The sequence below is a fragment of the Buchnera aphidicola (Astegopteryx bambusae) genome (assembly GCF_039365365.1).
In the GTDB taxonomy this organism is placed as follows: Bacteria; Pseudomonadota; Gammaproteobacteria; order Enterobacterales; family Enterobacteriaceae; genus Buchnera_G; species Buchnera_G aphidicola_B.
In genome coordinates this window covers 344054-367191 of the sequence record NZ_CP134985.1, presented here as the reverse complement: position 1 = coordinate 367191, position 23138 = coordinate 344054, and the positions used below count along the sequence as shown (strand labels likewise).

Annotated in this window: 34 protein-coding genes, 1 tRNA gene and 2 rRNA genes; 35 read left to right on the top strand and 2 right to left on the bottom strand. The window is 25.2% G+C overall.

What is annotated here, in order from left to right; all coding sequences use genetic code 11:
• Positions 1–54 precede the first annotated feature (54 nt).
• From tuf to rplQ, 29 genes are all read left to right on the top strand, one after another.
• Positions 55–1239: an elongation factor Tu gene (gene tuf / locus RJD44_RS01815; protein ID WP_343189904.1), complete on the top strand. Its 1185-nt coding sequence runs from the start codon at positions 55–57 to the stop codon at positions 1237–1239.
• Between the two features lie 206 nt (positions 1240–1445).
• A complete protein-coding gene (gene rpsJ / locus RJD44_RS01810; RefSeq protein WP_343189903.1) occupies positions 1446–1757 on the top strand; it encodes a 30S ribosomal protein S10 in 312 nt (103 codons plus the stop codon).
• Between the two features lie 47 nt (positions 1758–1804).
• Entirely contained in the window at positions 1805–2440 is a 636-nt protein-coding gene (gene rplC, locus RJD44_RS01805; protein ID WP_343189902.1) for a 50S ribosomal protein L3, read from the top strand.
• A gap of 12 nt (positions 2441–2452) precedes the next feature.
• Positions 2453–3067, top strand: coding sequence for a 50S ribosomal protein L4 (gene rplD / locus RJD44_RS01800; RefSeq protein ID WP_343189901.1), 615 nt, complete (start codon positions 2453–2455; stop codon positions 3065–3067).
• Positions 3057–3356 carry a 50S ribosomal protein L23 gene (locus RJD44_RS01795; RefSeq protein WP_343189900.1) on the top strand — a complete coding sequence of 100 codons (300 nt, stop codon included), beginning with the start codon at positions 3057–3059 and terminating at the stop codon, positions 3354–3356. Before rplD ends, RJD44_RS01795 begins: the two co-directional genes overlap by 11 nt.
• A gap of 30 nt (positions 3357–3386) precedes the next feature.
• Positions 3387–4211 (top strand): 50S ribosomal protein L2, encoded by an 825-nt coding sequence (rplB, locus tag RJD44_RS01790; protein ID WP_343189899.1) that lies wholly within the window; start codon positions 3387–3389, stop codon positions 4209–4211.
• A 17-nt stretch (positions 4212–4228) separates the two neighbouring features.
• Positions 4229–4525 (top strand): 30S ribosomal protein S19, encoded by a 297-nt coding sequence (gene rpsS / locus RJD44_RS01785; RefSeq protein ID WP_343189898.1) that lies wholly within the window; start codon positions 4229–4231, stop codon positions 4523–4525.
• Between the two features lie 23 nt (positions 4526–4548).
• A complete protein-coding gene (gene rplV, locus RJD44_RS01780; protein WP_343189897.1) occupies positions 4549–4878 on the top strand; it encodes a 50S ribosomal protein L22 in 330 nt (109 codons plus the stop codon).
• A 24-nt stretch (positions 4879–4902) separates the two neighbouring features.
• On the top strand, positions 4903–5607 hold the full coding sequence (gene rpsC, locus RJD44_RS01775; RefSeq protein ID WP_343189896.1) for a 30S ribosomal protein S3: 705 nt from the start codon (positions 4903–4905) through the stop codon (positions 5605–5607).
• 12 nt (positions 5608–5619) lie between these two features.
• Positions 5620–6033 (top strand): 50S ribosomal protein L16, encoded by a 414-nt coding sequence (gene rplP, locus RJD44_RS01770; RefSeq protein ID WP_343189895.1) that lies wholly within the window; start codon positions 5620–5622, stop codon positions 6031–6033.
• Positions 6027–6230 (top strand): 50S ribosomal protein L29, encoded by a 204-nt coding sequence (rpmC, locus tag RJD44_RS01765; protein ID WP_343189894.1) that lies wholly within the window; start codon positions 6027–6029, stop codon positions 6228–6230. The genes rplP and rpmC overlap by 7 nt, the downstream gene beginning before the upstream one ends.
• Positions 6220–6486 carry a 30S ribosomal protein S17 gene (rpsQ, locus tag RJD44_RS01760; RefSeq protein WP_343189893.1) on the top strand — a complete coding sequence of 89 codons (267 nt, stop codon included), beginning with the start codon at positions 6220–6222 and terminating at the stop codon, positions 6484–6486. Before rpmC ends, rpsQ begins: the two co-directional genes overlap by 11 nt.
• A 13-nt stretch (positions 6487–6499) precedes the next feature.
• The gene (gene rplN, locus RJD44_RS01755; protein ID WP_343189892.1) at positions 6500–6871 is read left to right on the top strand and encodes a 50S ribosomal protein L14; all 372 of its coding nucleotides are present in this window, start codon (positions 6500–6502) and stop codon (positions 6869–6871) included.
• A 15-nt stretch (positions 6872–6886) separates the two neighbouring features.
• Entirely contained in the window at positions 6887–7201 is a 315-nt protein-coding gene (gene rplX, locus RJD44_RS01750) for a 50S ribosomal protein L24 (protein ID WP_343189891.1), read from the top strand.
• Positions 7202–7243: 42 nt separating this feature from the next.
• On the top strand, positions 7244–7783 hold the full coding sequence (rplE, locus tag RJD44_RS01745) for a 50S ribosomal protein L5 (protein WP_343189890.1): 540 nt from the start codon (positions 7244–7246) through the stop codon (positions 7781–7783).
• 20 nt (positions 7784–7803) lie between these two features.
• Entirely contained in the window at positions 7804–8109 is a 306-nt protein-coding gene (rpsN, locus tag RJD44_RS01740) for a 30S ribosomal protein S14 (RefSeq protein ID WP_343189889.1), read from the top strand.
• A 43-nt stretch (positions 8110–8152) separates the two neighbouring features.
• Entirely contained in the window at positions 8153–8533 is a 381-nt protein-coding gene (rpsH, locus tag RJD44_RS01735; protein ID WP_343189888.1) for a 30S ribosomal protein S8, read from the top strand.
• 39 nt (positions 8534–8572) lie between these two features.
• On the top strand, positions 8573–9118 hold the full coding sequence (rplF, locus tag RJD44_RS01730; protein ID WP_343189887.1) for a 50S ribosomal protein L6: 546 nt from the start codon (positions 8573–8575) through the stop codon (positions 9116–9118).
• A 1-nt stretch (position 9119) separates the two neighbouring features.
• Entirely contained in the window at positions 9120–9479 is a 360-nt protein-coding gene (rplR, locus tag RJD44_RS01725) for a 50S ribosomal protein L18 (RefSeq protein ID WP_343190122.1), read from the top strand.
• A gap of 12 nt (positions 9480–9491) precedes the next feature.
• A complete protein-coding gene (rpsE, locus tag RJD44_RS01720) occupies positions 9492–10001 on the top strand; it encodes a 30S ribosomal protein S5 (protein WP_343189886.1) in 510 nt (169 codons plus the stop codon).
• A 4-nt stretch (positions 10002–10005) separates the two neighbouring features.
• Entirely contained in the window at positions 10006–10191 is a 186-nt protein-coding gene (rpmD, locus tag RJD44_RS01715) for a 50S ribosomal protein L30 (protein ID WP_343189885.1), read from the top strand.
• Between the two features lie 5 nt (positions 10192–10196).
• Entirely contained in the window at positions 10197–10634 is a 438-nt protein-coding gene (gene rplO, locus RJD44_RS01710; RefSeq protein WP_343189884.1) for a 50S ribosomal protein L15, read from the top strand.
• A gap of 16 nt (positions 10635–10650) precedes the next feature.
• Positions 10651–12003, top strand: coding sequence for a preprotein translocase subunit SecY (secY, locus tag RJD44_RS01705; RefSeq protein ID WP_343189883.1), 1353 nt, complete (start codon positions 10651–10653; stop codon positions 12001–12003).
• Positions 12004–12021: 18 nt separating this feature from the next.
• Positions 12022–12138, top strand: coding sequence for a 50S ribosomal protein L36 (gene rpmJ, locus RJD44_RS01700; protein ID WP_343189882.1), 117 nt, complete (start codon positions 12022–12024; stop codon positions 12136–12138).
• A gap of 70 nt (positions 12139–12208) precedes the next feature.
• Positions 12209–12565: a 30S ribosomal protein S13 gene (rpsM, locus tag RJD44_RS01695; RefSeq protein ID WP_343189881.1), complete on the top strand. Its 357-nt coding sequence runs from the start codon at positions 12209–12211 to the stop codon at positions 12563–12565.
• Positions 12566–12596: 31 nt separating this feature from the next.
• Positions 12597–12989, top strand: a complete 393-nt coding sequence (gene rpsK, locus RJD44_RS01690) for a 30S ribosomal protein S11 (protein WP_343189880.1) — start codon at positions 12597–12599, stop codon at positions 12987–12989.
• Positions 12990–13013: 24 nt separating this feature from the next.
• A complete protein-coding gene (rpsD, locus tag RJD44_RS01685) occupies positions 13014–13634 on the top strand; it encodes a 30S ribosomal protein S4 (RefSeq protein WP_343189879.1) in 621 nt (206 codons plus the stop codon).
• Between the two features lie 31 nt (positions 13635–13665).
• Entirely contained in the window at positions 13666–14664 is a 999-nt protein-coding gene (locus tag RJD44_RS01680; RefSeq protein WP_343189878.1) for a DNA-directed RNA polymerase subunit alpha, read from the top strand.
• Positions 14665–14728: 64 nt separating this feature from the next.
• Positions 14729–15112: a 50S ribosomal protein L17 gene (rplQ, locus tag RJD44_RS01675; protein WP_343189877.1), complete on the top strand. Its 384-nt coding sequence runs from the start codon at positions 14729–14731 to the stop codon at positions 15110–15112.
• A gap of 93 nt (positions 15113–15205) precedes the next feature.
• Here the strand turns inward: rplQ and fmt are convergent, their stop codons facing one another.
• On the bottom strand, positions 15206–16156 hold the full coding sequence (gene fmt / locus RJD44_RS01670) for a methionyl-tRNA formyltransferase (RefSeq protein WP_343189876.1): 951 nt from the start codon (positions 16154–16156) through the stop codon (positions 15206–15208).
• Between the two features lies 1 nt (position 16157).
• Complete coding sequence (gene def, locus RJD44_RS01665) at positions 16158–16664, bottom strand: peptide deformylase (protein WP_343189875.1); 507 nt, start codon at positions 16662–16664, stop codon at positions 16158–16160.
• Positions 16665–16784: 120 nt separating this feature from the next.
• Between def and RJD44_RS01660 the strand changes: the two genes are divergently transcribed.
• The 6 genes from RJD44_RS01660 (at position 16785) to cysS (ending at position 23132) form a co-directional block, all read left to right on the top strand.
• Positions 16785–17354, top strand: a complete 570-nt coding sequence (locus RJD44_RS01660) for an L-threonylcarbamoyladenylate synthase (protein WP_343189874.1) — start codon at positions 16785–16787, stop codon at positions 17352–17354.
• Positions 17347–18186: a shikimate dehydrogenase gene (aroE, locus tag RJD44_RS01655; RefSeq protein ID WP_343189873.1), complete on the top strand. Its 840-nt coding sequence runs from the start codon at positions 17347–17349 to the stop codon at positions 18184–18186. The genes RJD44_RS01660 and aroE overlap by 8 nt, the downstream gene beginning before the upstream one ends.
• Positions 18187–18275: 89 nt before the next feature.
• A tRNA-Glu gene (locus tag RJD44_RS01650) sits at positions 18276–18348 on the top strand.
• Between the two features lie 170 nt (positions 18349–18518).
• Positions 18519–21489, top strand: a 23S ribosomal RNA gene (locus tag RJD44_RS01645).
• A 91-nt stretch (positions 21490–21580) separates the two neighbouring features.
• Positions 21581–21696 (top strand): 5S ribosomal RNA (rrf, locus tag RJD44_RS01640).
• Between the two features lie 29 nt (positions 21697–21725).
• Positions 21726–23132: a cysteine--tRNA ligase gene (gene cysS, locus RJD44_RS01635; protein WP_343189872.1), complete on the top strand. Its 1407-nt coding sequence runs from the start codon at positions 21726–21728 to the stop codon at positions 23130–23132.
• Positions 23133–23138: the final 6 nt, after the last annotated feature.

The following is a 23138-nucleotide window of genomic DNA, read 5'->3' as shown; positions in this document are numbered from 1 at the left end:
CTTATTTTCATACTTATAAAATTTTAATATATTAACAAAATTAGAGTACATAAAATGCCTAAAAAAAAATTTGATCGTGTAAAACCTCACATAAACGTTGGTACAATAGGTCATGTAGATCATGGTAAGACAACATTAACTTCTGCAATAACTACAGTATTATCTGAAAAATATGGTGGGCATTCTAGAACATTTGAACAAATAGATAATGCTCCTGAAGAAAAGTCTAGAGGTATTACTATAAATACTTCTCATGTTGAATATGATACTTTAAAAAGACATTATGCGCATGTTGATTGTCCTGGTCATGCTGATTATATAAAAAACATGATTACAGGTGCTGCCCAGATGGATGGTGCTATATTAGTTGTCGCTGCTACTGACGGACCTATGCCTCAAACCAGAGAACATATATTATTAGCTAGACAAGTTGGTGTTCCTCATATAATAGTTTTTTTAAATAAATGTGATATGGTTGAAGATGATGAATTATTGGAATTAGTTGAAATGGAAGTTAGAGATCTTTTAACAGAATATGATTTTCCTGGTGAAAAAACTCCAATAATAAGAGGTTCAGCTTTAAAAGCTATAGATGGAGATAAACATTGGAAAAATAAAATTATTGAATTGTCTAATTCATTAGATGAATATATTCCAGATCCTATTAGGGAAATAAATGAACCTTTTTTATTACCTATAGAAGATGTTTTTTCTATATCTGGAAGAGGAACTGTTGTGACTGGTAGAGTAGAAAAAGGTGTAATAAAAGTAGGTGAAGAAGTAGAAATAGTTGGAATAAAATCTACTTCTAAAACTATATGTACTGGTGTTGAAATGTTTAGAAAATTGTTAGATGAGGGAAGAGCAGGGGAAAATGTAGGTATATTATTACGAGGAACTAAAAGAGATGATATAGAAAGAGGTCAAGTTTTAGCAAAACCTGGATCTATAACACCTCATAAAAAATTTAGTTCTAAGGTATATATTTTATCTAAAGAAGAAGGAGGAAGACATACTGCCTTTTTTAAAGGATATAGACCACAATTCTATTTTAGAACTACTGATGTTACAGGGTTGATAGAATTACCAGATTCTATGGAAATGGTTATGCCTGGAGATAATGTTGAATTAACAGTTACTTTAATATGCCCAATAGCTATGACAGAAGGTTTAAGATTTGCTATAAGAGAGGGAGGAAAAACTGTTGGTGCTGGTATAGTATCTAAAATAATTGAATGATCTTTTTTTCTTATAGAAAAAGAGGTATTTTAGTACCTCTTTTTCTATTATTATAGTTTATACTAGTTTTTAAAATTTATATTTGATACAATTTACTTTTATTATTTTACATTATATTTGTAATTTAAAATTTTTTTTTATAAAAAATGAATAAAATTTTAATTTATTTTGTAAAAGAAAATTTTTGGAGAATATATAAACAAATTATGAATAATCAAAGAATTCGTATTAGATTAAAGGCTTTTGATCATAGATTAATAGATCAATCAACTGAAGAAATTGTATATACAGCAAAAAGAACAGGGGCTCAGGTTAGAGGTCCTATACCATTGCCTACTAGAAAAGAGAAATTTACTATATTAATTTCTCCTCATGTTAATAAAGATGCTAGAGATCAATATGAAATATGTACACATAAAAGACTTATTGACATTGTGGAACCTACTGAAAAAACTGTAGATGCACTTATGAGATTGGATTTGGCTGCTGGTGTAGATGTTCAAATAGTTTTAGATTAATATAAACAACTTTTTATTAAAATAAATTTTATTATAGGTAATTTTATATGGTCGGTTTAGTAGGAAGAAAAATAGGATCATCTATGATTTTTTCTAAAAATGGTAATTTAATTCCAGTTACCATAATAGAGATTACTAAAAATAGAATAGTTCAAGTAAAAAATTTAAAAAATGATAAATATTGTGCTATACAGATAACTACTGGTAAAATAAATATAAATAAAATTAATAAACCAGAATCAGGGCATTTTATAAAACATAATGTTTCTGCAGGAAGAGGTTTATGGGAATTTAGAGTTAAAAACAATAATAATTTTTTTTCTGGTCAATCTTTAAAAATAAATTTTTTTAAAAATATAAAAAAAGTTGATATAACTGGTTTATCAAAGGGAAAAGGTTTTTCTGGTACAATAAAAAGATGGAATTTTAAATCTCAAGATAATAGTCATGGAAATTCTTTGTCACATAGAGCTCCTGGATCTATAGGTCAAAATCAGACTCCAGGAAGGGTATTTAAAGGAAAAAAGATGGCTGGGCATTTAGGAAATAAGAAAGTTACTATACAAAATTTAACTATAGTTTTTTTAGATGAAAAAGATAACTTTTTATTTGTAAAAGGAACTGTTCCTGGATGTTCTAATGGAAATTTAATAATTAAACCTTCTGTAAAAATTAAGAGGTAAGTAATTTTTTATATGAAATTATTATTAAAAGATAGTAAAAGTGATTTTATCACTTTATCAAATTCTATATTTGGAAAATCTTTTAACAAGAAATTAATACATCAAGTTTTATTATCATATATTTCTGTTGGTAAAATTGGAACTAAATCACAAAAATCTAGATCTGAAGTTTCTGGTTCTGGAAGAAAACCATGGAAACAAAAAGGTACTGGTAGAGCTAGAGTAGGATCAATAAGGAGTCCTATATGGAGATCTGGAGGTGTAACATTTGCATGTAAATATAAAAATAATTTTAAAAAGATTAATAAAAAAATGTATAAAGGATCTATAAAAAGTATTTTTTCTGAATTAATAAGACATAATAAATTGATTGTTTTTAAAAAATTTATTATAGATTATCCGAAAACTAAATTGTTTGTTAAAAAAATAAATTTTATTATTTCTAATAAGATTTTGTTAATATTAGATAGATTTGACAAGAACATTTTTTTATCTTCTAGAAATTTGAAAAAAGTTTTAGTAATAGAAGATAGATTTATTAATCCGTTAATTTTATTATCTTATGACTTTATAATAACAACATCAAATACATTAAAAAAAATAGAGAAAAGTTTAAATGATAAATAAAGAATATATGTTAAAAATTTTTCGAGGTATGCATATTTCTGAAAAGTCTTCTTCAATTTCTGGTAAAAATAATATTTTTATAATAAAAGTTTTAAAAGATTCTAACAAGATAGAAATAAAAAATATGTTAGAAAAAATTTTTAATGTATCTGTAATAAAAGTTAATACTTTAATTATAAAAGGTAAAAAAAAAAATAGTAAGAAAGGTTCTGTTAATAAAGTAGGATTTAAAAAAAATTGGAAAAAGGCATATGTTACGTTAAAAAAAGGTGACAACTTAAATTTTTAGATTTTTTTACTAGAAAAATATAGGATAATTATGATAGTTAAAAAAGTAAAACCAACGTCTTCCGGTCGTAGACATTTGATAAAGATAAAAAATGTTAATTTGTATAAGAAGAAACCTATAAAATCTTTATTAAGAAAAATAGTTAAAACTGGAGGAAGGAATAATTTAGGAAGAATAACAACTAGACATATTGGTGGGGGGCACAAAAGAAAATATAGATATATAGATTTTAGAAGAAATAAAGATAATATAAAAGCTGTTGTTAAAAGAGTTGAATATGATCCTAATAGATCATCTAATATAATTTTAATTTTATATCAAGATGGTACTAGAAGTTATATTTTAGAACCGAAAAATATAAAAATAGGGGATGTGATAATTTCAGGCGACAATGTAGAAATAAAAATTGGAAATTGTTTAAAAATTAAAAATATACCTTCTGGAGAGTATATACATAATATAGAAATTAGACCTGGAAAGGGAGCTCAAATTTCTAGATCTGCAGGTAGTCATGCTCAGGTTGTATCTAAAGATAAAGATAAAAATTATGTTTTAGTTAGATTATCTTCTGGAGAAATTAGGAAAATACATTCTAATTGTAGAGCTACAATAGGTGAAGTTGGTAATATAAAACATATGTTAAAAAGTTTTGGAAAGGCTGGATCTAAAAGATGGATTGGTATAAGACCAACCGTACGCGGCACTGCTATGAATCCTGTAGATCATCCACATGGTGGTGGTGAAGGTAAAAATTTCGGAAAACATCCTGTTACTCCTTGGGGTAAGAAGACTAAAGGAAAAAAAACTAGAAATAACAAAAGAACGCAAAAATTTATTTTACGTAGTAGAAAATAATTAGGAGTGAAATTAAAATGCCTAGATCTTTAAGAAAAGGTCCATTTATAGATGAAAGTTTATTTAAAAAAGTAACAAAATCATTAAAATTGAAAGATAGAAAACCAATAAAAACTTGGTCTAGAAGATCTACTATATTTCCTAATATGATAGGATTAACTATTTCTGTGCATAATGGAAGAAAACATATACCGATTTTTATTACTGAAGAGATGGTAGGTCATAAATTAGGAGAATTTTCTATTACTAGAACTTATAGAGGTCATAATGTAGATAAGAAAATAAAAAAAAATGTTTCTGAAGAATCTAAATAAAAAATTTTATATGAGGTTTTAATATGAAAGTGTATGCTGTATATAAAAAGGCTAATTCTTCAGCACAAAAGGTTAGATTAGTTTCTAAATTAATACTAGGAAAAAAAGTTTCTTTAGCTATGGAAATATTAGAATTTAATAGAAAAAAAGCTTCTAATTTAATAATTAAAGTTTTAAATTCTGCTATTGCAAATGCTGAACATAATTATAATTTAGATGTAGATAAATTAAAAATTTTGAATATTATGGTTGACGAAGGCCCTGTTATGAAAAGAATGATGCCTCGTGCTAAAGGAAAAGCTGATAGAATTTTAAAGAGAACTAGTCATATAAAAATAATAATTTCTGATTGAATATAAAATTGGAGATACAATAAAATGGGTCAAAAAGTTAATCCTAATGTAATGAGATTAGGAATAATTAAACATTGGAACTCTATTTGGTTTGCTAATAAAAAAAATTTTTCCAAAAATTTAAAGAACGATTTTGAAGTTAGAAAATTTATATTTAAGCAATTACCAAAAGCTTCTATATCTAAAGTTGTTATTGAAAGACCTTCTAAAAGTATTAAAATAACAATATTTACTTCTAGACCTGGTATTGTAATTGGAAAAAAAGGTGAAGATATAGAAAAAATTAGATTAAAAATATCTAAATTAATTGATGCTCAAGTTCAAATTAACATATCTGAAATAAAAAAACCTGAGTTAGATGCTAAATTAGTTGCAAATAATATAAGTATACAATTAGAAAGAAGAGTAATGTTTAGAAGAGTTATGAAAAGAGCAGTTCAAAATGCTATGAGGCAGGGTGCAAAAGGTGTGAAAATAGAAATTAGTGGAAGATTGGGAGGAGCTGAAATAGCAAGAAGAGAATGGTATAAAGAAGGTAGAGTTCCTTTACATACATTAAGAGCTAATATTGAATACAGTTTTTCAGAAGCTAATACTACATATGGAATCATTGGAATAAAAGTTTGGATATTTAAAGGAGAAATTTTAGGTAAAATGGATATTATGTTAAAGTTAGAAAAACCTATCGTAAAATTTAGAAAACAATATAGAAAAAGAAAAATTGTATAAAGGAGTATTTTTATGTTGCAACCTAAACGTACTAAGTTTAGAAAAATGCATAAAGGAAAAAATAGAGGTGTTTCTATAGGTAGTAATATTTGTTTTGGAAAATTTGGTTTGAAATCTGTTACTAGAGGAAGAATTACTGCTAGACAAATAGAATCAGCTAGAAAAGTAATAAGTAGATTAATTAAAAAAGATGGTAAAATGTGGATAAGAATATTTCCTGATAAACCTATTACTAAAAAACCTTTGGAGGTTAGAATGGGTAAAGGTAAAGGAAATGTTGAATATTGGGTTTGTTTGGTAAAACCTGGAAGAGTTTTATATGAAGTAGATGGAGTTTCAGAAAGTATTTGTAGAAAAGCATTTTTTTTAGCTTCAACAAAATTATCTGTTAAAACAATATTTATAAAAAAAGGTATAATATGGTAAATAAAACAAATTATAAAAAAATATGTTTAAAACTTTATAAAAAATTGTTTGTATTATTAAAAGAACATTTTAATCTTAAGATACAATTATTTGCTGGTAAATTAAAAAAAATACATTTACTAAAAGTTTGTAAAAAAAAAATTTCTAAATTAAAGTTTTTGATGGGTTTAAATAAGGTTAATAAATATGATAGATAACGTAAAACTTTTAAAAGGTATAGTTATAAGTAATAAAATGCACAAAACTTGTGTTGTTTCGGTTGAACGTTTTGTAAAACATAAAATTTATGGTAAGTTTATAAAAAGAAATACTAGATTGAAAGTTCATGATGAAAAAAATTTATGTTCAGTAGGTGATTTGGTTGAAATTTCTGAATGTAGACCAATATCTAAGAGTAAATCTTGGAAATTAATAAAAGTTATAAAAACTAATAATAATTTTAAAAGAAAATAAGGGATTTTTAAATATGATTCAAGAACGAACAACATTATATGTTGCAGATAATTCTGGAGCTAAATCAGTTGTTTGCATAAAAGTATTAGGTGGGTCAAAAAAAAGATATGCTAATATTGGAGATATTATAAAAGTAGCCGTGAAAGAATCTATGTCTAATGGAAAAGTTAAGAAAGGTGAAGTTTTAAAAGCTGTGGTTGTAAGAACTAAAAAAGGTATTTCTAGATTAGATGGATCATATATTAGGTTTGATAAAAATTCTTGTGTTTTATTAAATAATGTTAATGAATCTGTAATTGGAAGTAGAATTTTTGGTCCTGTAACAAGAGAATTAAGAACAAAAAAATTTATGAAAATTGTGTCTTTAGCTTCCGAAGTTTTTTAGGGGTGTACTTACAAAATGTCTAAAAAAATTAAAAAGAATGATGAAGTAATGGTTATAGCTGGAAAATATAAAGGAAAAAGAGGAATTGTTAAAAATTTTATTTCTAAAAATAAGGTAATTGTAAATGGTATAAATATTATTAAAAAACATAAAAAGTCTGTTCCTGAAAAAAATGAACCAGGGGGTATAATAGAAAAAGAATCTTATATTCAAGTGTCAAATTTAAAAATTTTTAATAAGATTTTGGGAAAATCTGATAGAGTAGGTTTTAGATTTGAAAATGGAAAGAAAGTACGCTTTTTTAAGTCTAATAAAAAAAATATAGATTAAGTAAAGATTTTTATAATATTTTATAAAAAATGGAGATTATTTGTGTTAGAATTAAAAAATTTTTATAAAAGAAAAGTGATTAATTTTTTATTTAAAAAACTTAATTTTTCTTCAGTTATGCAAGTACCAAGAATTGAAAAAGTTACTTTAAATATTGGAGATGGTAGTTGCAATAATAGTAAAAAAAATTTAGTTAGTATTATTTCTGATATTACTATGATATCTGGTCAAAAACCAATAGTTACTAACGCTAAAAAATCTATATCTGGTTTTAAAATAAGACAAGGTCATCCTGTAGGATGTAAAGTTACTTTAAGAAGTAATAGAATGTGGGATTTTATAAATAGATTTATATATATAGTAGTTCCTAGAATAAGAGATTTTAGAGGATTTAGTATTAAATCATTTGATGGTAGAGGAAATTATAATATAGGAATTAAAGAACAAATTATTTTTCCAGAAATAAATTATGAAAAGATAGATAAAACTAGAGGTTTAAATATTTCAATAACTACTAACACAAATTCTGATATGCATGCTTTAGAATTATTAAAATCTTTAAATTTTCCATTTAAAAAATAATTTATTAGGATATATGATATATGGCTAAAGAATCTATAAAAGCTAGAGAATTGAGAAGAAAAATTTTGAGTAAGAAGTTTTACCATGTTAGGAAGAAATTAAAAAAAATTATATTTAGTTTAAAAACTTCTGATAATGTTAAGATGAAAGCTATATTTAAGTTACAAAGATTGCCTAGGGATTCTAGTAAATGTAGAATTAGAAATAGATGTTATATAACTGGAAGACCTCATGCATTTTTAAGAAAATTTGGATTAAGTAGAATAAAATTTAGAGAAGCTGCTATGAACGGTGAAATTCCAGGTTTAAAAAAATCTAGTTGGTAGAGTTTTATTTGTTATTTAATATTATGAGGAGTAAATTATAAATATGAGTATGCAAGATTCTATTAGTGATATGATAACTAGAATAAGAAATGGTCAACTTTCTAAAAAAGTGTTTGTATTAGTAAAGTTTTCTAATTTTAAGTCTAATATTTTGAATGTATTAAAAAGAGAAGGATATATAGAAGGGTATTCCATAAAAAATAAAATAAAAATATTTTTAAAATATTTTAATGGTAAACCTGTAATAGAAAAAATTGAAAAAATAAGCAAGCCAAGTTTAAGAATATATAAAAATAAAAAAAATATATCTAAAGTAATATCCGGTTTAGGGATTTCTATAATATCTACTTCTAGAGGTATTTTAACAGATTTTGAAGCTAGAAAGTTAGGTATTGGAGGAGAAGTTTTGTGTAATGTATATTAAATTAATATATTTTTTTAATAATTTTTTATAGAAAAATACATGGAGTTTTATATGTCTAGAATAGCAAAAAAACCTATTTTAGTTCCAGATGATGTAGATATAAATTTTAAAAAAAATAATATTATTGTAGAAGGTATACATGGAAAATTGAAATTTTTAGTTAATAAATTTGTTAAAATAAAGTATAAAAATAAATTATTAACTTTTTTTGGAAATAAAAGATATTATAAATCTTGGATGTATGCTGGAACTTGCAGATCTATAATTTTTTCTATGATATATGGAGTTAGAAAAAAATTTTTTAAAACATTAATTTTGTTTGGGGTGGGCTACAAAGTAGCTTTGGATAAAAACATTGTAATTTTAAATTTAGGTTATTCTCATGAAATAAAGTATGTATTACCTAATGAAATTAATGCAATTTGTAATTCTAATACTAAAATTACTTTAAATGGAATAAGTAAACAATTAGTTTATCAAACTGCAGCTAATATACGTTTATATAGAGTTCCAGAGCCATATAAAGGTAAAGGAATTCGTTATGAAAATGAAAATATTTTTAGAAAAGAGGCTAAGAAAAAATAGTATGAATTTTTTTAAAAAGAAAAATGCTAGAATTAGAAGATCAATAAAATTTAGAAAAAATTTTAAAAGGCTAAAAAATATTAGACTAGTTGTACATAGAAGTTCTAGAAATATTTATGCTCAAATAATTTCTTCAGATAATTTTGTATTAGTTTCTGCCTCTACATTGGAAAAAAAAATAAAAAATAAAATTTCATATCCTGGAAATAAAAAATCAGCTAAATGTGTTGGAAAATATATAGCTACTAGATCTGTAAAAAAAGGTTTTAGTAAAGTGTCATTTGATCGTTCTGGATTTAAATATCATGGAAGAATTAGAGAATTAGCTAATTCAGCCAGAAAATATGGTTTAAAATTTTAGGAATGTAGTTATATGAAAAATTTTGAAAAAAAAAAAAATAATGAACTTTATGAAAAGTTAATTTCTGTGAATAGAGTATCTAAAACTGTAAAAGGTGGTAGAGTATTTTCTTTTTCTGCATTAACTGTAGTAGGAAATAAAAATGGAAAAGTAGGATTTGGTTATGGAAAATCTAAAGAAGTGCCTTTTGCAATACAAAAAGCTATGGAAAAAGCAAGAAAAAATATGATATCATTTTTTTTAAATAAAAATACTTTGCAATATTCTATTAAAGAAACTTTTACTGGTGCAATAATTTTTATGAAACCTGCATCTGATGGTACTGGAATAATTGCAGGAGGTGCTATGCGTGCTGTTTTTGAAGTTTCTGGAATTTCTAACGTTTTAGCAAAAAATTATGGATCTACTAATCCTATAAATGTAGTTAGAGCTACTATAAATGGATTAAAGAATATGCAATCTCCAAATATGATTTCAAGAAAAAGAAATAAAAAAATTAAATTTTTTACTGGAAAATTTTAATAATATGAAATATAAAAATTTGAAAATAACTCAAATAAGAAGTTCAATAGGCATATTACCAAAGCATAAATTAACTTTATTAGGATTAGGATTAAAAAAAATTGGTAGTTTTGTTAATTTATATAGTAATGATTCTACAATGGGAATGATAAAGAAAATAAATTATATGTTAAAAATAGAGGAATTATAATTTTTATGTTATTAAAAAGTGTAATATCATGTATTATAAAAAAAAAAAAAAAAAAGAGACTTGGCCGAGGAGTTGGATCTGGATTAGGTAAAACATCTGGTAGAGGTCATAAAGGTCAAAGATCTAGAAAAGGATCTTCAGTAAGAATAGGTTTTGAAGGTGGTCAAACTCCTTTGTATAGAAGATCTCCAAAATTTGGTTTTGTTTCTAAAAAAAATATTTTTACTAAAGAAATAAAATTTGATTTTTTAAAAAAAATATTAAAAAAATATAGTATAATTAATTTAAATATATTAAAAACTAATAGTGTTATAAAAAAAAATACAAAATATGTAAAAATTATAGGAAATTATAAAATAGATAAACCTATTATATTAGAAGGTATTAAGACTACAAGGAAAATATCACATGAAATAAAAAAAAATGGTGGAGTAATAAAATAGGTAATAAATATATATTATGATAAATAAATTAAAATATAAATATAAAGAGTTTTCTAAAAGAATTTTTTTTAGAAATAGAAATGAATTACAAAGTCGTGTTTTATTTATTATGTTCGCAATAATTATTTTTAGAATTGGTTCTTTAATACCTGTTCCGGGTATTAACATTAATATACTTTCAGAAATATTGCATAAACACAGTGGAAATTTTTTATATATGCTTAATATTTTTTCTGGAGGTACAATAAATAAAGCATCTATATTTTCTTTAGGAGTAATGCCATATATATCTTCTTCTATTATTATTCAATTGTTAACTATAATTAATCCATATTTTAAGAACATAAAAAAAAATGGTGAAATTGGAAAAAGAAAAATTGGTAAATATACCAAGTATCTTTCTTTTATTTTCGCTATTATTCAATCTATTTGTATATCTATTAGCTTACCTCATATATATTTTTTTAAAAATTTAGTAATAAATCCTGGATTATATTTTTATATTTTATGTTCTGTTAGTTTAATAACAGGAACAATGTTTTTAATATGGTTAGGAGAACTTATCACAAAGTATGGTATAGGTAATGGAATATCTATAATAATATTTCTTGGAATAATATCTGGTATACCAAATTCTATTTTTAATATTATAGAAAAAGTTAGATTGGAAAGTTTTAATTATTTGTTATTAATAGTATTGTTTATTTTTATGTTTTGTGTAATTTTTTTTGTTGTATTTGTTGAAAGAAGTATTTATAAAATAAATATTCATCATCCAAATGTTAATCAAAGAAGAAAATTATATATTGCAAAAAATAGTTATTTACCTTTAAAAGTTAATATAGTAGGTGTAATACCAGCAATATTTGCATCAAGTGTGGTATTATTTCCATATACGATATTTTCTTGGATAATTAGTTTTAATAAAAATAATTTTTTAATTAATTTATTAAAATATTTGCAACCTCATAGTTTTTTTTATATATTTGCTTATGTTTCTTTAATAATATTTTTTTGTTTTTTTTATACTAATTTAACTTTTAATTCTATAGAAATGTCTGAAAATTTAAAAAAAACTGGATCTTTTATAAAAGGTATAAGACCAGGTTATAAAACCTCTGAATATATTAGAAAAATTGTATTAAAATTAACTTTTATAGGTGCTATATATATGATTTTTGTATGTATGATTCCTGAGTTCATAAAATATTTTTTTAATTTTAATATTTATTTTGGTGGAACATCTTTATTAATAGTTGTAGTTGTTATTATAGATTGTATTAGTCAAATACAAAATATTGTAGTATCAAATGTGTATTATAAAAATTTTAGAGATTCTAATAATAAATTTAAGAATAATTTTTTTTAATTAAAGGTTTTTTAAAATATGAAAGTTAGAACTTCTGTAAAAAGAATGTGTAAATTTTGTAAAATAGTGAGAAGAAATAATGTTGTTTTAATTACTTGTAAAAATGATAAAAAACATAAACAAAGACAAGGTTAATATATTATTTAAAAATTTAAATTTTATTTTTTATGGATAAAACATTAGTTTCGAGGATTTTAAAAAATATATGATTCGTATTCATGGCATAAATATAGATAATAGAAAACATGTTAATATAGCTTTAAGTATGATATATGGTATTGGAAGATCTAGAGCTAATTATATTTGTAAAGATTTAAAAATATCATGTTTTGCTAAAATTGGTTCTTTACATGATAAACAATTAGACATGTTAAGAGAAAAAGTATCTAAATTTGTTGTTGAGGGTGATTTAAGAAGAACAACAAAATTGTGTATAAAAAGATTAATGGATTTAGGGTGTTATAGAGGATTAAGACATAGAAGAGGACTTCCTGTAAGAGGACAAAGAACTAAAACGAATGCGAGAACTAGAAAAGGTATTAGAAAAATATTAAAAAAATAGTTTTTAAAATAAAAAAAATAAGAGTATAAATATGAAAAAAAATTTAATTAAACAAAAGAAAAAAATTAAAAAGAAATATATTACAGATGGAATTGCACATATTCATGCTTCTTTCAATAATACTATTGTAACTATTACAGATAAAAAAGGGAACACATTAGGATGGGCTACTTCTGGTGGTTCAGGTTTTAGAGGTTCTAGAAAATCTACTCCATTTGCCGCTCAAATTGCAGCTGAAAAATGTTCTGAATTAGTGAAATCTTATAATATACAGAATTTAGAAGTAATGGTAAAAGGGCCCGGGCCTGGAAGAGAGTCAGCAATAAGATCATTGCATTCTATGGGTTTTAAAATAATAAACATAACTGATGTGACTCCTATACCTCATAATGGATGTAGATCTCCAAAAAAGAGAAGAGTATAATAAATTTGTTTTAAGGAAAACACAATGGCAAAATATTTAGGACCAAAATTAAAATTAAGTAGAAGAGAAGGTGTGGACTTATTTTTAAAATCAGGATTAAGATCAATAGACACAAAATGTAAACTTAAAAATTTTCCTGGTCAGCATGGTGCAAAAAAAACTAGAATTTCAGATTATGGGTTACAATTTAGAGAAAAGCAAAAAGTAAAAAGATTATACGGAATATTAGAAAATCAGTTTAAAAATTATTATGTAAAAGCATCTAAATTAAAAGGTAATACTGGAGAAAATTTATTAAAATTACTTGAAAGAAGATTAGATAATATAGTATATAGAATTGGTTTCGGAAGTACTAGATCAGAAGCTAGACAATTAGTTAGTCATAAATCAATATTAGTTAATAATAAAATAGTTAACATACCATCGTATCAAATTTCTATAAATGATGTTATAAAAGTAAAAGATAGTTCTGCGAATCAATCTAGAATAAAAGCTTCTTTAGAAATTTCTAAACAATATGAAAAATTTTTATGGATAGAAGTTAATGTTACTAATATGACTGGAGTGTTTAAACAAATTCCTGAAAGAAGTGATTTGTCTTCTGATATTAATGAACATCTAATAGTAGAATTTTATTCTAAATAATGTTTGTTTTAATTTTATAATGGAAGGTGTTATGTATCATAGTTTTATATCCACTTTATTAAAACCTAGATTAGTAAATATAAAAAAAATTAGTTTTAATAAATCTTTAGTTACTTTAGAACCTTTAGAAAGAGGATTTGGTCATACTTTAGGGAACGCTTTAAGAAGAATATTGTTATCTTCTATACCAGGATGTGCTATTACAGAAGTTTATATAGATGGAATATTACATGAATATAGTACTAAAGATGGTGTTAAAGAAGATGTTGTAGATATTTTGTTAAATTTAAGAGAATTACCTATAAAAATACATAGTAAAGATTCTTCAATAATAACAATAGAAAAATTTGGAGAGTGTGATGTTGTAGCTTCTGATATTTCTCATAATGGAGATGTAGAAATAATGGCACTAAAACATTTTATTTGTAGTTTAACTTCTGAAACTTCATCTATAAAAATGAGAATGAAAGTGCAAAAAGGAATAGGATATTCTTCAGCTTCTTCTAGAATTAATAATGATAATAATCAAAATAAAGATTTTTATTTAGGAAGACTTTTATTAGATGCATGGTACAGTCCAATTAATCATATTTCTTATAATGTAGAATCTGCAAGAGTAAAACAAAGAACTGATTTAGATAAATTAATAATATTAATAGAAACTAATGGAACAATTGATCCTGAAAGTGCTATAAGATATGCATCTACAATTTTATCAGAACAATTGGAGTCTTTTATTTATCTGAGAGATTTTAAAAAAGATAAAATAAAAGAAGAAAAACCCAAATTTGATCCAGCATTATTAAGACCAGTAGATGATTTAGAACTTACTGTTAGATCAGCTAATTGCTTAAAAACTGAATCTATACATTATATAGGAGATTTAATACAAAAAACTGAAGTGGAATTATTAAAAACTCCAAATTTGGGAAAAAAATCTCTCACTGAAATAAAAGATGTTCTGGCATCTAGAAACTTATTTTTAGGGACGCAATTAAAGAATTGGCCTCCAAAAGATTTATTAGAATAATTTTTTTGCGCAAAAATATTTTAATAAAAACTTTTTCAAAATTTTTTAAAATAGAGAAATTTTTATGAGACATAGAAAATCTGGAAAAAAATTTAATCGTACTAGAAGTCATTTTAAATCTATGATTAGAAATATGATGTGTTCTTTGTTTGAATATGAAAGAATAAAAACAACTTTATCTAAATCTAAAGAATTAAGAAGGTTTGCAGAAAAAATAATTACTATGTCTAAAAAAGATTCTGTTCATAATAGAAGATTGGTTTTTTCTAAAATAAGAAATGTAAAATTAGTTAGAAAGTTATTTTCAGATATATCTCCATTTTTTTTAAATAGACCAGGAGGATATACTAGAATTCTAAAATGTGGTTTTAGAAAGGGAGATAATGCCATTATGTCATATATAGAATTAGTAGATAGAAAAAAAGTTCATTTAATTAAAAAAAAATAATAAATATTACAAAATATTTTATTAATAAAATATTATAAATAATAGTTGTTTTTTTATAACTATTATTTATAAAAATTATTTTATTATTTTTTATTATCTAATAATACTTCCTATTGTAAAAAAATTTTTATATCCATTGTATATATCTAAAGAGTTTATAATATTTTTTCCTTCAAATTGAATTTTTTTTATTAAAAAACAGTTTTTTTTTGTTCCTACACATATTCCATGTTTTGAAATTTTTACAATTTCTCCATGCAAATAATTTTTTTTTAAAATTATTTCTTTTGAGCTAGTAACTTTTATTCTTTTTTTTTTATATATAAAATAAGTTCCAGGTTTAGGAAAAAATGCTCTAACAGATCTTTCTAAGAACTTTGCAGTTTTTTTCCAATTTAGTTTTGTTTCTATTTTATTTATTTTACTTGCATACAAATTATTTTTTATTTTATTTATTTTTTTATATTTTTTATGTTTTTTAAAAATATTTTTTAATAATAAAAACATAGATTTTATTCCAACATTACATAATTTTTTTGATAAACTTTTAAATGTATCTTTTTTACTTATTTTACATGTTTTTTTTTTTAATATTTTTCCTGAATCGAATTTATTATTTATTAATATTATACTAATTCCAGTTAATTTATCTCCATGTAATATAGATCTTTGTATAGGTGCGGGTCCTTTCCATTTTGGAAGAATTGATGGGTGCACATTTATTGCTTTTAAAGGAAATATGTTTATCATTTCTTTTGGAATTTTTATTCCATATGCTACTATTATCATAATATCAGGATTATTTTTTTTTATTTTTTTTATTATATTTTTATCTTTTAAATTCGTATTATAAATTATTGGTATAGAATATTTTTTAGAAGTATATATTATTTTTGAGGGAAAGTTTTTTTTTATTTTTTCTTTTTTAGTTATTGTTTGCATTATTTTATGATTTGATTTTATTAAAGATTTTAAATATTTTTCTGAAAATGAAGTTGTTCCAGCAAAAACTATTTTTAAACTTTTTTTTATTTTTTTTTTCATTTTATATTTTTTTATTTTTTTTCATTTTTTTTAATTTTTTTTTTATTATATTTTTTTTTAAATCAGACAGATAATCAATAAATAATTTTCCGAATAAATGATCTATTTCATGTTGTATACATATTGATAATAAAGATTTTGCATATATTTTTATATTTTTTCCAAAATAATTTAATGCTTCTATTTCTAAATATTTATATCTTGGAACTAATGCTTGTTGATTTGGAAATGATAGACAACCTTCGTTTTGTAGTATTTTTTTTTTTTTTTTTTTTATTTTTGGATTTATTATTGTAATTTTTTTATTAAAATTTTTAGTATCTAAAATTGTTATTATTTGTAATGGAATGTTTACTTGAATAGCTGATAATCCTATTCCATTTTCTGATATCATGGTTTCAAACATTTTATCTATTATATTTTGTATTTTTATATCTATTCTTTTAACTGGTTTAGATATGCATCTAAGTTTTTTATTAGGATATGTTAATATTTTAAATATTTTCATTTTTTTAAAATTTTGTTATTTTTATTTTAAACAATTTAATTTTATGTTATCATTTTACATTTATATTATCTTTAATTTTTTTAAATAAATCAATATAAAACTTTTTTTAAATAATTTTTTATGTATATTGAAATAAAAAAAAATCTTGATAAATGTGTTTTAGATTTAAAAAATGGTAAAATTATTATATATCCAACTGAATCAGTTTTTGGATTAGGTTGTGATCCTGATAATAAACAAGCTGTTATGAATTTATTAAAAATTAAGAATCGAGATATTAACAAAGGACTTATAATAATATCTTCTAATTATGAATATATAAAAAAATATATTTCTATAAAACATGTACCATATAAAAATATAAAAAAATTTTATAAACTTTGGCCTGGTAATTTTACTCTTTTGCATCCAGCTAAAAAAAGTGTGCCATCTTGGATAACAGGTAAATCTAAGTTTGTTGCAGTTAGAATAACAAAGAATAAATTTGTTCATAATTTGTGTAAAAATTTTGGAAAAGCGATAATTTCTACTAGTGCTAATTTAAATGGATTGAGTCCTTGTAGAAATATTAGAGAAATTTTTAGTCAGTTCGGTAATAATATTTGTGTAATGTATGGAAATGTAGATTTTAAAAAAAATCCTTCTGCTATTATAAATATAGTTAATGGAGAATATATTAGAAATGGTTAAATTTTATAATAGTTGTTTTTGTTTATTTGGAAATCCTGTACATCATTCTTTTTCTCCTGAAATTCATACAATATTTTCTAATCAAATTAATATTAATTATTTTTATAAAACTGTTTTAGTTTCTAAAGAAAATTTAAAAAATTCTATAAAAAATTTTTTTGTTAAAAAATATAATTTAGGAGCAAATGTTACTGTTCCTTTTAAAAAAGAAATAATAAAATATTTAGATAACTTAACCGAAAGAGCAAAAATTTCTAGATCAGTTAATACTATAAAAAAAATTAATAATAAATTTTTATTAGGTGATAATACGGATGGTGTAGGTCTTTTGTATGATTTAAATAGATTAAATTTTTTAAGAAAAAAAAATAATATTTTAATAATTGGGTCTGGAGGAGCAGCTTATGGAATTGTTCCTAATTTAATTTCTAAAAAAAATTTAGTGTATATATATAATAGAACTAATAGTAAATCAAAAAAGTTAGTAAAATATTTTAAAAAATTTGGTAATATCTTTTGTTTAAAAAGACATGAATTAAAAAAATATTATTTTAATTTAGTAATAAATGCTACTTCTAGTGGAATTTTTAATGAAATTCCTGATGTTCCTAATTCTATTATTTCAAAAAATACTTATTGTTATGATCTTTATTTTAATAAAGAAAAATATACTCCATTTTTAAAAATGTGTAAAAAAAATGGAGCGATAAATTTAAAAAATGGTATTGGTATGTTAGTTAGTCAGGCTGCTTATTCTTGTTTTTTCTGGCATAAAAAATTTCCTAATATAGAAAATACTATAATAACATTAAATAAAAAAATAAATTTATAAATATACTTTTTTTAAAAAAAATATATAAATTTCTTGACTCTTTTTTTTCATTATGTACTATATAATATTTATAGTATTAATTTTTTTTAGTCCCCTTCGTCTAGTGGTTTAGGACACTGCCCTTTCACGGCGGCAACAGGGGTTCAAATCCCCTAGGGGACATTATAATTTTTAAATTTTTCTGTACTATTTTATTTTTTCATGTTATTGTTAATTTAATTTTATGTAGTTAAATTAATAATAATGCTCTTTAAAAAATCAGAATTAAACAAAATTTTATTTATATTTTATTAGTTTGTATATAAATAAGTTAAGACATTTGTGGGTTGTAAGGTTAAGCAATAAAGCGTATATGATGGATGCCTTGGCAGTCAGAGGCTATGAAGGACGTGCTAATCTGCGAAAAGTGTCGGTGAGTTGATAAGAAGCGTTTGTAACCGGCGATATCCGAATGGGGAAACCCGATGATTTATAAATCATCATTTTTAATTGAATATATAGATTAAAAAAGCTAACCAAGGGAACTGAAACATCTTATTACCTTGAGGAAAAGAAATCAATTGAGATTCCCTTAGTAGTGGCGAGCGAAATGGGAAAAGCCCGAGTATACAGATATTAATTGAAGTCAGTAGAACAATTTGGAAAAATTGGTGATAATCGGTGATAACCCAGTATACGAAGACTAATGTTATATCTACTCATAAAGTAGAACGAGACACGAGAAATCTTGTTTGAAGATAGGGGGACCATCCTCTAAGGCTAAATACTCCTGACTGACCGATAGTGAACAAAGTACCGTGAGGGAAAGGCGAAAAGAACCCCGGCGAGGGGAGTGAAATAGATCCTGAAATCATATACGTACAAGCAGTAGGAGCCTTTTTAGAAATAGTTTTTATTTTTATTTTTAAATTTAAGGTAACTGCGTACCTTTTGTATAATGGGTCAGCGACTTGTATTCTGTAGCGAGGTTAACTTAAATAAGGGAGCCGAAGGGAAACCGAGTCTTAAATATGGCAATTTAGTTTCAGGATACAGACCCGAAACCCGGTGATCTAGCCATGGACAGGTTGAAGGTTAGGTAAAACTAACTGGAGGACCGAACCGACTAATGTTGAAAAATTAGCGGATGATCTGTGGTTAGGGGTGAAAGGCCAATCAAACCGGGAGATAGCTGGTTCTCCCCGAAAGCTATTTAGGTAGCGCCTCATAAATTCATCTACGGGGGTAGAGCACTGTTTCGGCTAGGGGTCGTCTAGGCCTACCAAACCGACACAAACTCCGAATACCGTATAATGTTATTATGGGAGACACACAGCGGGTGCTAACGTTCGTTGTGGAGAGGGAAACAACCCAGACCGTAAGCTAAGGTCCCTAAGTTATAGTTAAGTGGTAAACGATGTGAGAAGGCATAAACAACTAGGATGTTGGCTTAGAAGCAGCCATCATTTAAAGAAAGCGTAAAAGCTCACTAGTCAAGTCGTCTTGCGCGGAAGATTTAACGGGGCTAAATTATACACCGAAGCTACGGCAATAAAAAATTTAAGATTTTTTTGTATTTTTTATTGGGTAGGGGAGCGTTCTGTAAGCTGTAGAAGGTATATTGTAAAATATGCTGGAGGTATCAGAAGTGCGAATGCTGACATAAGTAACGATAAAGCAAGTGAAAAACTTGCTCGCTGAAAGACTAAGGTTTCCTGTCCAACGTTAATCGGGGCAGGGTAAGGCGACACCTAAGGTGAGGCTGAAAAGCGTAATCGATGGATTACAGGTTAATATTCCTGTTCTTTAATTTACTGTGATGGGAGGACGAAGAAGGTTAGATCATCCAGATTTTGGACATTCTGGTTCAATCGCGTAGGAATTTATGATTAGGCAAATCCGATCATTTTTTAATCTGAGGCGTTATGACGAGTTATGAAAGTAATAAAGTGATTAATACCATACTTCCAAGAAAATTCTCTAAACTTTATGTAAATTAAAGTCGTACCACAAACCAACACAGGTAGTTGGGTAGAGTATACTAAAGCGCTTGAGAGAACTCGGGTGAAGGAACTAGGCAAAATGGTGCCGTAACTTCGGGAGAAGGCACGCTAGTATTAGGTGAAGAAATTTACTTTTATAGCCGAAACTAGTCTAAGATACCAGCTAGCTGCAACTGTTTATTAAAAACACAGCACTGTGCGAACACGAAAGTGGAAGTATACGGTGTGACGCCTGCCCGGTGCCGGAAGGTTAATAGAAAGTGTTAAGATGTTTTTTTTCTGAAGCTCTTGATTGAAGCCCCGGTAAACGGCGGCCGTAACTATAACGGTCCTAAGGTAGCGAAATTCCTTGTCGGGTAAGTTCCGACCTGCACGAATGGCGTAATGATGGCTAGACTGTCTCCACCCGAGACTCAGTGAAATTGAAATTGCTGTGAAGATGCAGTGTACCCGCGGCAAGACGGAAAGACCCCGTGAACCTTTACTATAACTTGACATTGAATAATGATTTTTAATGTGTAGAATAGGTGGAAGACTATGAAAATTAATCGTCAGGTTAATTGGAGTCGAAAATTGAAATACCACTCTTTATAAATTATTATTCTAACCTAATATCCGTTATCCGGTATAGAGACATTGTCTGGTGGGTAGTTTGACTGGGGCGGTCTCCTCCCAAAGAGTAACGGAGGAGTACAAAGATTGGCTAATTACGGTCGGAAATCGTAAGTTTAGTGCAAAGGCATAAGCCAGTTTAACTGTGAGCGTGATAGCGCAAACAGATGCGAAAGCAGGTCTTAGTGATCCGGTGGTTCTGTATGGAAGGGCCATCGCTCAACAAATAAAAGGTACTCCGGGGATAACAGGCTAATACCGCCCAAGAGTTCATATCGACGGCGGTGTTTGGCACCTCGATGTCGGCTCATCACATCCTGGGGCTGGAGCAGGTCCCAAGGGTATGGCTGTTCGCCATTTAAAGTGGTACGCGAGCTGGGTTTAGAACGTCGTGAGACAGTTCGGTCCCTATCTGTCGTGGGCGTAGGAAGATTGAAGGGAGCTACTTCTAGTACGAGAGGACCGAAGTGGACGTATCACTGGTGTGCGGGTTGTCATTCCAATGGCATTGCCCGGTAGCTACATACGGAAAAGATAAGTGCTGAAAGCATCTAAACACGAAACTTACCCTAAGATTAGTCTTCCCTTAAACTAAATAATTTTAGTTTACTAAAAGGTTGTTGTAGACTACGACGTTGATAGGCTAGATGTGTAAGCATGGTGACATGTTTAGCTAACTAGTACTAATTTACCTGAGAGGCTTAACCTTACAACACCAGAAATGTTTTATTAGTTTTGTTTTTTTCTGTTATTTTATAAAAAATTTATGCATAATTTTTTTTGAACTATGTTTTTAAATTCCTGGCAATACAGTGTTATGGAACCACCTGAATCCATACCGAACTCAGAAGTGAAACGTTTCAACACCGATGGTAGTACAAGGCCTCCTTGTGTGAGAGTAGGTAAATTGCCAGGGTTTTAATATTTTTTTTTTAAATATAATTTATGTTGAAAATTTTTAATACTTTAACAAATAAAAAAGAAGTTTTTAAAACTTTTATTAAGAAAAAAGTTTGTATTTATGTATGCGGAGTGACTGTTTATAGTTTTTGTCATTTAGGACATGGCAGAACTTTCGTAGTTTTTGATATGTTGATAAGATATTTAAAACATATTGGATATAAAGTAAGATATATTAGAAATATTACTGATGTTGACGATAAAATTATTAAAAAATCATTTAAAAATAATGAAAAAATATTTTGTTTGACAAATAGAATTATAAAGAATATGCAAAATGATTTTTTTAATTTGAACATTTTACCTCCAAATGTAGAACCTAGAGTTACAGAAAACATAGACATAATAATTAAATTTATAAAAAAATTATTATTTTTGAAATGTGCTTATATTTCAAAAAATGGAGATATTATGTTTTCTATATCTAATTTTAATTCATATGGAAAATTATCAAATCAAATATTGTTAAATTTAAAAAAAAATAATAAAAAAATTAATTTTTCAAATAAAATAAAAAAAAAAGATTTTGTTTTGTGGAAAATAAAAGAAGAAAATAATTTCAATAATAATATTTATTGGAAATCTCCTTGGGGTTTTGGAAGACCTGGATGGCATATTGAATGTTCTGCATTGAGTTATAAATATTGTGGAAAATTTTTCGATATACATGGTGGAGGATTAGATTTACTATTTCCTCATCATGAAAACGAAAGATCTCAATCTGCTTGTTTTTTAAAAAATAATAATTATGTTAATTATTGGATGCATTCTGGATTATTAATTTTTGATAATGTCAAAATGTCAAAATCTTTAAAAAATAGTTATAGTTTAAGACAAGCATTATTAAATTATGATTCTGATACAATTAGATATTTTTTTTTATCTACTCATTATAGAAAACCAATTATTTATAAAAAGACAAGTTTGCAAAAAGCTAGATTTGCTGTAGAAAGATTATATTATTCTTTATTAAATACTAAAGTAAATAATAGTATTACAAAAAGTTCAAAATATTTTGAAAAGAAATTTATAAAAGCTATGAATAATGATTTAAATACACCAAAAGCAATTTCTATATTATTTGCTATTTCAAAAAAAATAAATTTAGAAAAAAATAAAGACAATATAGACATATTAGCTACTAAATTAATTTTTTTAGGAAAAATTTTAGGTTTATTTTTTTTAAGTTATGATAATTTTTTTAAAAAATATAATACAAAAAATTTTAAAGATAAAATTTCTATTTATAAGATAAAAATTTTAATAAAAATTAGAAACTTTTCTAGACAAAATAAAAATTGGAGTAAATCCGATTTTATTAGAAAAAAAATTAATTCATTTGGTATAATTTTAGAAGATAATGTTAATAGTACTTTTTGGAAATTTACATAGTATAAA